Below are 12,108 nucleotides of genomic sequence, written 5' to 3' on the forward strand. Positions count from 1 at the left end.
TGAAGGGAAAATCAACTGAACGGAAATCTAGCTTGTTCACTATCCTATACCAAAATAATAAACTTTGCCTTGAGTTTTTGATTAAGTTTTCATAAAGCGGGGAACTTTTCCCTGATTATCAGCAATAGGTCGTAAATGTTAACTCTCTGAAGACGTTCCACGGTCACGTCTCTACGAATCCTAAGTGTCTTAGCAGATGGGGGTTAAGGTGCGTTACGCTTCGCTAACGCACCCTACAAATAGAGCCTGTCGAAGGGTCGAGGTGTTTCTCATTCCCTATTCCCTGGCGAGTAGCGCTATACTACGTCAGCCTATCCTCCATAAAATTACGGAAACGGTAAACTCCCCATGTCAGCTTATGTCGTAGAACCCCGTAAGTCTCTGCTTAAAGATTTGATAAAGGTATTAAAAAATGATTGATTTCGCTTAACATTTCCGTTTACATCCCCTCCCTGTTTCACGCAATGTTGTTAAGGAGCGATCGCGGGAGTTATTCCCACCGTCTCTTGAACTGTTGTATGACAGGTAGGCATAAGTTCCAGCACCATGTTATAAAAGGAGCGAATCGGTGGGATTTGCAGTCGATCTTGTGTCGTGACTAACACCACTTGCCGGGTCAAAGTTTGTTTCGGAGGTGATCCATTTTCAGTAGCAGCAGCGGCAATCGAACGCACAGCCAGAGTAGGATCACCTAGGGCTTCTACCAAGGCAGATCGGGGTAACAGCGAAATTAAATGTCCCTGACGCACAACTCCCCGAAAAGCATCCAGGGAATTTAATTCTAAGCTAGCGTTAAGGGTGCCACTTTGCCGGGAGAACAAGTCTTGTACCAATCGCTGCATCCCATAGCCATCTTTAAATATCACATGGGGATAGCACGTTAGGGCATCCAAAGGCACTAGGGTATATTTTGTTAACGGATGATCGGCTGCCATTAAGACTTCGATGGGTTCGTCATACAATTGCTCCGTCACCATTTCGGCGCTGGCGGTTAAATAGCGGTTATTCATGACAATCGCTAAATCAACCAAGCCATCTTTCAAAACTTTCAGGGCGCGATCGCTCCCCAATGCCGTTACCCGCAGTTGCACGTTGGGATAATCCTGACAAAAACGCTGTAAAACCGGGGGCAAGTAATGGGCGCAGACGGAGTGAATAGCGGCGACACAGAGTTCAGGTTGTTTTCCGTCTAACAAGTCAGATAATTCTTGGGTAGCGGTTTTCCATTCATGGCAGATTTTACGGGCGCGAAATAAAAAGCGATCGCCTCCTAAGGTTAATGTCGCCCGAGCCGTTCGATGGAGCAAGGGTAGCCCCAGTTCAGCTTCTAATGCTTGAATTTGGCGGCTAATCGTCGATTGGGTAACACCGCATTCACGGGCGGCTTGTTGAAAGCTGCCTGTCTCAGCAACGGCTAAAAAAGCTTGTAACTGCTCTAGACGCATGATGGTGTAGCGGAGATATATTAACGTGAGATTAGCTTAATCGATATCTCACCTCAACTTAGTAATACTTGATACGGTAAGTTCAACCGTAGGATAGGCTATGCCCACCCTACCCAATACTGTTCCCTGTTCCCTGTTCCCTGTTCCCTGTTCCCTCTAGACGCTATCAGTGACGCTGCTGAAATTAAACGCCTTAACTCGTACCCCTGGCATCACCCGACCCCCGAAACGCTGTACCGTACTCAGAGCATCAATATCCCGTAACATGTCCGGCAAACTTTGGTTAAATCGCAGATTTTTAATCGGATAAGCAATTTTCCCATCTTCAACCCAGAATGTACCATCACGGGTCATTCCTGTCACCTCTAAGGTACGTGGATTGACATAGCGCACATACCAAGCGCGATTAACCAAGATTCCCCGTTCCGTTTGAGCAATCAAATCGCTCAGGCTTTGCTCAGATCCAGACATAACGATGGGAAACAATGATCCTGTCGGTTCTTTTCCCTGCTGTTGCGCCCAGTAGCGACTATAGGATAAGGTTTTAGGCACTCCATCCTGAATAATCTCTAGGTAGTGATTGCTCAATCCATCACTAAAGCAGGTTCCTCTCTGCAACAATGGATGAGCAGGATGGCGTTGTACTTGTACCAAGGGACTAAATAGGGGTTCGCCAACGCGATTCCCCACAGGTTGACCTGTGTCATCGGTGCGAGACATAAACGATCGCCCTTCATCGGCGGATCGGGCATTTAAATTGAAAATCACCCAGGGAAGTAAATCCGCAAACGCCGGATTATTAAAGATGACAGGGTAAACACCCGGTTGAATTTCACGGGGATTACGGGCGGCAAAAGCACGCTCAATCAGGGGTTCAATCAGGGAATCTAGGGGTAACTGAGCAATAGCAAAGGCTGTACGCTGACTCCAACTCGATCCATCCTCAATTCGAGCCGTAAAGCTCAACTCCGCCTCTGTGCCGCGATCGCAGGCGCGTAATCCCAGGGAGTTCCCCACGGCTTGAGCAAAGGCTTGCGTACTCAATCGTCCAGAACCTTCCACTCCGGCTTTAGCACTCTTAGCACAGATTTGTTGTACCATTTCTCCGCGTGCTAAGGGTGATAAAGTGGCTGTGGCGTCGTCAAAGGCAGGAACACGCGACTCGTAGACTTGGGGTTCAAGCAAAGGAACCCATTCTGGATCTTCGGGTGCAATCCGAGCTAATTCTTCGGATCGCTGGATGGTATCGGTAATTGCATCGGGTAAAAATTCTGTGGTGGAAGCCGATGCGCTGCGTTTACCGAAATAACTGGTAACGGTGAGAGTAAATTTATGGCGGTTAATATTCTGGCTAATTTGATTTTCTGAGAAGCGGCTGAGAGCCGATTCACTGGAACTAACGCTGACGAACACGCCTTCGGCTTGGGATTGCTGAATCACGGAATCAACCAAGGATAAGGCTTGGTCTTCGTTTACTAATGTAGAGGCTGTAGCTGGGGTCACGGCGTTTCTACTCCAAGTCAAACATTCTGTTTCCGATATGATAGGCGCGTCTTGTTTATAGTAAATGTTCCAGTAGGCGTAGGGTGGACAAATGGACACAATTTCTGATAAATGCTCAAATTATCATAATTTGCCTACCTGATCAGGCGATCGCTATCCACCTGATTGTACAAAATAAAATCTTTTGTATCTGCTTCCACTGCTGCACTGGCAAACTATGACCAACCCGTCTGATCCATCTCCGTCTAATCCAGCCATCCAGTCAACCCCCCCTAATTCTGAGCCAATCTCATCTCAGGCTTCTGATCAGGTGTCGGCGGTGTCCCCGACTCAATTCTCTGATCGACAGACTACTAACCGTAAAGCATTGGCTGATCCTTCCATTATCACCCTCAGTGCGATCGCGGTTTTGATTGTTGGCTTAGTTCTGGATAACAACTGGGTGATTCTCGCCGGGGTCATTGTCACGTTACTCCTCTCTGTGTCAGTGATTTGGTCACCCTTACAACAATGGTTTCAGCAATCTCTCTCTCCCCAGCAGCGATCGCAAGTTATTGCGGTTTGTGGTGTGATCCTGGCAATTGTTGGGATTGCGGCGTTAACCGGGTTTACCAAGGCGTTTGATTCGGTGGGTTCTTTAGCGGAATGGATTGGTGCGTTAGGGCAAATTTTGATTGCTATTCTCGCTGTCTATATCGCTTGGCGACAGTATGTTATTTCTAAAGATCTCACCATCCAGCAAAATACAATTACCCAGCAGCAAACCATTGATGCTTACTTTCAGGGTATTTGTGACCTCGCTTTAGACGATGAAGGATTGCTAGAAGATTGGCCCCAAGAACGGGCGTTTTGTGAAGGACGAACCGCTGCTATTCTCAATAGTGTAGACGCTGGCGGCAAAGCGAAAGTTTTACGGTTTTTGTCTCAATCCAGATTACTCACACCTTTAAAACGCGATCGCCATTTAGGACGTCCTATGCTAGATGGTTATGGCGGGTATCAAGAAGATCGGGTTTATGGCGTGCGAGTTATTGCTCTAAATGTTATGTTAGCCGGGGCTGATTTGGCAGGTACGGATCTACGCTGGGCGGAATTAAGTGAAGCCAATATGGTGCAAGCCAATCTCAGCAATTGTGACTTAGCTGGAGCAAATTTGTCTCGCACGATTCTCTATAAAGCGAATTTGTCCAACTCTGATCTCAAGGGTGTGCGCTTGTTCTATGGATCAGTGGAAACCGCCAGTCCCCGCAGTCGTACTGAACCGCCTGATTATCGCACTGGAATTCATACGGGTGCTGTGGTTGAGGGAGCGAATTTTACCGGAGTGCAGCGATTAGGCGAGGAACAACGTCAATACTGCTGTTTCTGGTGCGGTGAACAGTCTCGCCGAACCATTCCGGGAGGGTGTAATGGGATTGCTAATAAATTAGGGCGTTGACACTATACCTATGATATGATGTCCGTTTTTGGAGTCTTTAGGATTACGATTTGTCAGAGTTTGTAGTGAGGATGTGGAGAGGAATTTGCCAGGGTTTTTGAGTCGAATTTGCGGGGATTTTAGTCACCCTCATCGCCTAGCCCCTTCTCCCATCAAGGGAGAAGGGGAACCGGAAAAGGTATCAATTATTTCCTCTCCTATCAACATAAAAAAGAACTAAGAATAAGTTTTTTTACTCTATTATTCACCGATAAAACAGAATCTAAATTACTTCTGTTCTCCCCTCTCCCCTAGTGATACTGCTGGTCATTAACTGAGGGGTCAGACCCCTCCCCAAACCCCTTCTTCCATTAAACGATTCCTGACTCAGATCAGATGTAACGTTTCCTATAGTACATAGGAACTAAATTAAGTTTAGTTTAAAAAAGTATTTCATTGTCAGGAATTGGGGGTGCTTCTGTTGAGTGTAGGTTAAGGTAAAAAAATCGATTGGCGATCGCGTATATGAACAGTGTCACTGGATTACTCTGGACTAGCTTATGTTTCATTCCTCTCTTCATTCCTGCGGCTATAGCCCAAACGGAGATTCCATTACCTCCTAACCCTGACACTGTTCCTCTACATCACCCCTACTTGGGTAATTCTCTTCAAGTGCAAGCGCCAGACTCTCCCCCGTCTGCAACTCCAGATTTAGCGACTACAAAAATTAAACCGCGCTGGGGAATTGGTTACAGTACGTCCGGTGCAGGATATGATGGTTTTACCCGCTTGGATAGTTTTCTCCCATTGCTACAAAATCCCGGTAGTACGCTGACGTTTTTAGAGGGACGATTGCAGTTAGATAATAGCGCGAATGTCGGTGGTAATCTATTAGTGGGACACCGCATTTACAGTCAGTCTCTCAATCGAATTTTTGGCGGTTATGTGGGTTTTGACCGTCGGGATACGGGAAATACTACATTCCATCAACTCGGTGTGGGATTAGAAACCTTGGGAGAGGTTTGGGATGTGCGCCTCAATGGTTATTTTCCTCTGGGTGATACTCGCGATTTAGTGGATGAAACAGCATTTGATACCGGATTTCAACTGACTGATCGTTTCTTTTCTGACAATTTTTTAGTGGTTCAGGGACAACGACAACGGGGACAAGTGCGCCAGTTTGAAGCAGCAATGACGGGGTTTGATCTGGAAGTCGGTGCAAGATTGGCGCAATGGGGTGAAGGGGGAGGATTACGAGGGTATGGTGGACTTTATTATTACGATGCAACCGGAAGTGATTCCAGTCTAGGTTGGCGGATGCGATTGGAAGTGCAACCCACCGATACCCTAAATTTCGGTGTGGCGGTGCAAGAGGATCAGCTATTTGGCACCAATGTAATTGTTAGTGTGGGGGCGATTTTCGGGAAAACTCGTTCCTCAGGGGATGCTGGTATTTTATCCCGTTTAGGGGATGGCGTGGGACGTACTTCCAGTATCACGGTTGATAGTCAAACCGAATCGGATTTTTTCAGCGAAGAAATTACTACCGCCGCGACGAATCCCAAAACTGGTGAACCTTATGTATTTCAGCACGTTAATTTAGGCGCAAGTGGCGGAAATGGTACAGTTGAAACACCGTTTGGGACAGTCGATTTAGCGCTAGCCGCGACGCGATCCGATGGGAATGATATTGTTTATGTACAAGCGGGAACGAATCCTGGTATTCCAGCTTTTACAATTCCTGATCAGGTGCAGGTTTTGTCCACAGGACCCATTCAGCAATTGGATACAGTGGAATTTAGTCGCGTACAGCTTCCGTTATCCGGTGCTGGCGTTTTTCCTCAGGTTATGGATACAGTAACGTTGGGAAATAATACGGTGTTATCCGGATTTACAATAACTGGAGTAACCAATCCAGGAATTGTCGCTAGGGGTATTCAAAATGGGGAAGTGCGAGACAGTATGATTACCAGTTCTAGTCAAGCTGGGGTGTTACTGGAAAATACTGGCGGTTTTATTTCATTTACTAATAGTGCGATCGCGGGAAATGGCGTTCCTAGCTTAAGTGTTACATCGGTGAATGATGTTGCGATCGCGAATACCACTCTCACCAGTACAAATTCCGCAACCGAAGGGATTTCTCTAGACACAGTTAGCGGGAATTTCGAGATCAGCGACAGCACAATCACGATTGAAAATCCCGCCAGTAACGGTATCCTCGCTACGAATATCCAGGGAACCGCGACAATTTCAGCCAATCAAGGAAGTCAGATTACCACTGAAGCGAATCAAGCCGGAATTTCCCTAACTGAAAGTACAGGTGCGATTAATTTATCCGGTGTAACCGTGGAGAGTACAGGCGGTAGGGTTGTGGAAGTGAGTAATATTAATAATGGCGCGATCGCGACTAGCACTCTCACCAGTACCAATTCCGCAACCGAAGGGATTTCTCTGGATACAGTTAGCGGAAATTTCGACATCAGCGACAGTACAATCACAATTACCAATCCCAGCAGTAATGGTATCGCCGCCACGAATATCCAGGGAACCGCGACAATTTCCGCTAATACAGGAAGTCAGATTACGACTGAAGGGAATCAAGCCGGAATTTTCCTAACTGAAAGTACAGGTACGATTAATTTATCCGGTTTAACCGTGGAGAGTACAGGCGGTAGGGTTGTGGAAGTGAGTAATATTAATAATGGCGCGATCGCGACTAGCACTCTCACCAGTACCAATTCCGCAACAGCAGGGATTTCTCTGGACACAGTTAGCGGAAATTTCGACATCAGCGATAGCACAATCATAATTACCAATCCCACTGATAATGGTATCGCCGCCACGAATATCCAGGGAACCGCTACAATTTCCGCTAATACAGGAAGTCAGATTACGACTGAAGGAAATCAAGCCGGAATTTCCCTCACTGAAAGTACAGGTGCGATTAATTTATCCGGTTTAACCGTTGAAAGTACAGGCGGTGCAGTTGTGGAAGTGAGTAATATTAATAATGGCGCGATCGCGAATACCACTCTCACCAGTACCAATTCCGCAACCGAAGGGATTTCTCTGGACACAGTTAGTGGAATTTTCGACATCAGCGACAGTACAATTACGATTGAAAATCCCGCCAGTAACGGTATCCTCGCCACGAATATCCAGGGAACCGCTACAATTTCCGCGAATGCAGGAAGCGAGATTACTCAAGCCAATCAGGGAATTAAACTATTGGATTCTCCAGAAGGCGCGATCGCGATTTCTGGATTTGACATTCGGAATACTGATGATAGCGGCATTTCCGGAAGCAATCTTGGTAATGTTACCCTGGCAAATAACCGCATTGAAGGGGCAACTAATGAAGGAATTTATCTAGCAGATACCGATGGACAAGTAACTATAGAGGAGAACACAATTCTTGATACCATTCCTGTTCCAAACCCTGACGCGAGCATTAATTTTGATTTTCCGACAGGTCGGGGAATTATGATTGAAAATGTTATGGGAACCGTTGAGATCATAGCGAACAACATTACTGGAACAGATGGTTTGGCTGCTGATACAGAAGAAGTATTACCTGGAGTAATTATTGAGACATTGCCAAGCGGACAAGGTATTTTGATAAATAATAGTACGGCTTCTGCGGATATAACCATTTCAGATAATGTAGTTTCTGGCAACTTTGAAGATGCAATTCTGATAGGTTTAGGTATTTCTATAGACAATCCCCCAATTACTGGAAATCCCACAGTTAATTTGACAATTGAGGGGAATACAATAGAAAATAATGGCAGCAGCAATCCAACTCGCGGTGACGGCATTGGCATTGGTATTGAAGGTAATACCATCTTAGAAAATATTACAATTTCGGGAAATACAATTAGAAATAATGGTGATGAAGGAATCGACATTCGCCTTGGCTCATTGAATCTTCCATTATTTGCCAATTCCACGGCAGAAATCCAGGAAGCAATCATTCAAAATAATACCATTGAAAATAATGCTCAACAAGGTATTGAGTTTCAGCTATTTGATGAAACAAAAGTTTTCGCCAATATTTTAGAGAACACATTAACTACTCCTAACGACTCTATTGGCGTCAAAGTGACAACTGATAATAAGTCTGCATTTTGTTTAAACTTAAGTGATAATACTAGCAATACTGGTTTCACTTTAATTCAAGACCCACAAAATTCACAAAATCCACAACCATTAAGTATATTTGAAATTTTGAGTGAAACCCAAAATATCCTTGATGCGAACCAATCCGGGACGATTACCCTAGACACGCCCAATGGATTACCTTGTCCTTGAGTTTGTAGTCAGGGAACCTTAGCCCTACATTCCGTTGGGTTGAGTGAAGTCGAAACCAAACCTACTGTCGTGGCACACCTTAATGGGTGGATTAGCATTGTAGGGGCGCACGGTGTGCGCCCGGTTTAACCCTTCGACTTCGCTCAGGGTTTAACGTCAAATCTATCCCACAATTTTAGTTGTGTCAGTCCACTACAATTTATGTCTTAGTCTATTAAGATAAATCACTGATGATTGATTACAGGTAACGTCAGCAACGCATGAGGAACAACTAACACATCCAACTCCTTGCCCAAATCAGCAGCTACCCTCGCTAACGCCTCATCCATCGTCGCGGCTGGAATCATTTTACACGCCTCCACAACCTCTGGATAATCACTTCCAACAATAATCACCGAATTCTGTTCTAAAACCTTTGCCATAACAAACGCACGTTGTTGACCCGGTGGATACCCATGTTTACGCCCTTCCTGTAAAATCTGTTGTACAGAAGGAATATCTCGCATCGCTGCTAGAAAACGCTGTTCTCCTACTCCTTCACCTACGCCTTCTGGACATTGGGCGGGGATAATCAAATAACCGCCTGGATGCACAACCGGAGTCGGGGCAAAAAACAGATAACTCGCTGCACGACTGGCTTGATAGAGGTTAGCATCTTTGGGAAACCCAACCCCGCCAATTACCACATCGTACTGCTGAGAAATCGAGACTTGATTAAAGTTTTTTGCTTGTTCGACCAGTTGTTTATGGGTTTCTATGGGTTCTCCTGCTAATACTGAAACAATCTGTTTTTGATCATCAAGAACCACATTAATAATAAATCCCAATCCCGCCCGCATCGCCGCTTCTGTCACCGCCTGCTGAAACGGATTTCCCTCAAGTTTACCCAGGCGACAATTGGGATTATCAATAAACTCAGGACCATGACTATAGGCAATTAAGGGTTCTCCAGCCGCCCCTACAGCAACGGTTTTACACCCACCTGAATAGCCAGCATATTGATGAGGTTCGACAATGCCAGTAGCGATGAGGATATCGGCATGATATGCGGTTTTATTAACCGATAAAGGGATACCATTAACAACACCTAAGTCTACTAACTGATCTGGATTTTGTGGTTCGTGGTCAATCACCCGATACCGATCAACCACCGCTTGTCCTAACTTCGTCACCTTTTCCGCCATGGTGCTAGGGCGATGCATACCAATCCCGCATAGAAGTGTAATATCTTGGTCACGTACCCCTGCTTTTTCCAACTGCTGTAATATCGGTGGAATCAATACCTGATCGGGATTATCGCGAGTGATATCCGTAAACACAATACAAACGCGATCGCCTGGATTTGCCAATTGGGTGAGGGGTGGGGAATTGATCGGGGTTGAGAGAGTTTTCGCGATCGCCCCCTCAACATCTGTCAGGGGTTGGACGGCTTCAGACGTCACTAATGACCCCCGCATTCCTGGCGGTAAATCAAATTCTAGAAACGTTTTTCCGTAAGGGACTTGGTACATTTGTCATTTGTCATTTGTCATTTGGATTTGGTACGATTACTCAAATCAGTTCACTCAAAATTGAAAATAGAAGTCAAATCAAGAATAAATTCGGGAAGTACCGATTCTCCGGATAAACAGGGAGAAATTTGTTGAGTGGAGAAATTCAACGTTTCCACCTCTCGATCAGGACGGTAAATTTCTGCTAACGGAGTTTGGGGATCAAGTAACCAACCTAACCGTAAACCATTAGCAAGATACTCCTCCATTTTGCGTTGCAGGGGGGGTAGGCTATCGGTTTCAGAACGCAACTCAATCACAAAGTCTGGACACAGGGGTGGAAATCGCCGTCTATCGTCCGGAGATAACGCTTCCCATCGTTCTCGAATCACCCAAGAAACATCGGGCGATCGCTTTGCACCATTGGGTAATTTAAAAATAGTCGAGGAATCAAAGACATAACCGAGTCGAGTCGGGCGGTTCCAGATTACCAAATCAGCATTTAAATCCGAATTTCTAATCCCACTTTCTCCACCCGTTGGCGGCATAATAATCAAGTCTCCTTCAGCCGTTAGTTCCATCCGATGTTCTTCATTTGCCATGCACAACTGATAGAATTGTTCATCGGTTAGAGTTACCGTGGTGGGAACATGCAAGGTTATGGCTTCCATGGCTGATCGGGAAAAAGCGTTTAAGAAATGAACCCAACCAGGGCGGGTTAGTGACGTTATCGGTTGTTGCTAAACCTTATCGGTAAAACCCACCCCGACAAATCGGTTTTTCTGATATCTTGCACCGAGAGTCGGTAAGCCTTGACACTAGCCAAGAACTCAAGTTCTTGGCTAAAAGCACAAGTCGTCTAAAGACGACTACAATTCTTATCCAGTCAGCTCGATTCTGACTTTCGCTTGGGTTCCTTGGGTTTTAACCCAAGGCGGTTGGTGAGACTGGTGCAAGATATGAGTTTTTCTGGCTTTCAGCTTAAGTTGACATCAAAGCGGGGAATGTTACGATTCCACCTTTTCCTTTTTAAACTGTGGCTAATTCCGGTTCGGGACGCTTGCTATTGCGAATTCCGGTAATCGCCTTGGCGTAATCATCCTGCTTAAACACACCAGAACCAGAAACGATCGCGTTAGCCCCTGCTTCCAAAACTTGCCAGGTGTTGTCGGCTTTGAGTCCACCATCCACTTCAATCCAGGGATCGAGTCCGCGTTCATCGCAGATCTGACGCAACTTGCGAATTTTGGGCAGTACGCCAGGAATGAAGCTTTGACCGCCAAAACCAGGGTTGACACTCATAATCAACACCAAGTCGCAGACATCTAACACATAGTCAATCAACTCTAACGGGGTGGAGGGATTGAGAACCACACCCGCTTGCTTACCCAATTCTTGAATCTGAGTTAGGGTGCGGTGCAAATGGGGGGAAGCGTTATGTTCCGCATGAACTGAAATAATATCCGCCCCAGCTTCGGCAAAATCCTCAACATACTTTTCCGGTTCCACAATCATCAAGTGGACATCGAGAGGCTTTTGGGTAACCGGGCGCAACGCTTTGACAATTAGAGGACCGATTGTAATATTGGGGACAAACCGCCCATCCATCACATCAACGTGAATCCAGTCAGCACCAGCAGCATCCACTGCCTGTACTTGTTCCCCCAGTCGGCTAAAATCGGCGGATAAAATGGAGGGGGCAACGACGATGGGTTTTTGGGATTGCGTTTGGGTCATAACTGGTGATACTCTCCTAAGTCCGATATAATTTTGCTAACATTCGCTAACAATGCACTCTAAAAGACAAGCTCTTAGAGAGGGGATATCTCCCAAAGCCCGCAGGAAAATCCCACGAGCGCCATTGATGTCCCTGTCCATCCGAAATCCATCACCACCAATAATGACTTTTTTTCCACCAAGATTAGAAATGATTTCACCTGTC

Annotated in this window: 7 protein-coding genes; 2 read left to right on the top strand and 5 right to left on the bottom strand. The window is 45.9% G+C overall.

The genetic code is table 11. The features are described from left to right. Positions 1 to 470 precede the first annotated feature (470 nt). Both RIC07_RS02365 and RIC07_RS02370 read right to left on the bottom strand, forming a co-directional pair. Positions 471 to 1,445 carry a LysR family transcriptional regulator gene (locus RIC07_RS02365; RefSeq protein ID WP_446384469.1) on the bottom strand — a complete coding sequence of 325 codons (975 nt, stop codon included), beginning with the start codon at positions 1,443 to 1,445 and terminating at the stop codon, positions 471 to 473. Positions 1,446 to 1,601: 156 nt separating this feature from the next. Next, positions 1,602 to 2,948 carry a TldD/PmbA family protein gene (locus RIC07_RS02370; protein ID WP_446393112.1) on the bottom strand — a complete coding sequence of 449 codons (1,347 nt, stop codon included), beginning with the start codon at positions 2,946 to 2,948 and terminating at the stop codon, positions 1,602 to 1,604. 217 nt (positions 2,949 to 3,165) lie between these two features. On the opposite strand from RIC07_RS02370, the gene RIC07_RS02375 reads away from it, so the two are divergent. Beyond that, the gene (locus RIC07_RS02375) at positions 3,166 to 4,386 is read left to right on the top strand and encodes a pentapeptide repeat-containing protein (protein WP_446393113.1); all 1,221 of its coding nucleotides are present in this window, start codon (positions 3,166 to 3,168) and stop codon (positions 4,384 to 4,386) included. Positions 4,387 to 4,890: 504 nt separating this feature from the next. Then, the gene (locus RIC07_RS02380; protein WP_446393114.1) at positions 4,891 to 8,676 is read left to right on the top strand and encodes a right-handed parallel beta-helix repeat-containing protein; all 3,786 of its coding nucleotides are present in this window, start codon (positions 4,891 to 4,893) and stop codon (positions 8,674 to 8,676) included. A 224-nt stretch (positions 8,677 to 8,900) separates the two neighbouring features. Here the strand turns inward: RIC07_RS02380 and larA are convergent, their stop codons facing one another. The 3 genes from larA to rpe all read right to left on the bottom strand — a co-directional run bounded on the left by larA (position 8,901) and on the right by rpe (position 11,903). Beyond that, the gene (gene larA / locus RIC07_RS02385) at positions 8,901 to 10,187 is read right to left on the bottom strand and encodes a nickel-dependent lactate racemase (protein WP_446393115.1); all 1,287 of its coding nucleotides are present in this window, start codon (positions 10,185 to 10,187) and stop codon (positions 8,901 to 8,903) included. A 50-nt stretch (positions 10,188 to 10,237) separates the two neighbouring features. Further along, complete coding sequence (locus RIC07_RS02390; RefSeq protein WP_446393116.1) at positions 10,238 to 10,837, bottom strand: Uma2 family endonuclease; 600 nt, start codon at positions 10,835 to 10,837, stop codon at positions 10,238 to 10,240. A gap of 358 nt (positions 10,838 to 11,195) precedes the next feature. After that, on the bottom strand, positions 11,196 to 11,903 hold the full coding sequence (gene rpe, locus RIC07_RS02395) for a ribulose-phosphate 3-epimerase (protein WP_446384080.1): 708 nt from the start codon (positions 11,901 to 11,903) through the stop codon (positions 11,196 to 11,198). Between the last annotated feature and the right edge of the window lie 205 nt (positions 11,904 to 12,108).

The sequence above is a fragment of the Coleofasciculus sp. E1-EBD-02 genome, from assembly GCF_040218245.1.
Taxonomy (GTDB): domain Bacteria; phylum Cyanobacteriota; class Cyanobacteriia; order Cyanobacteriales; family Coleofasciculaceae; genus Coleofasciculus.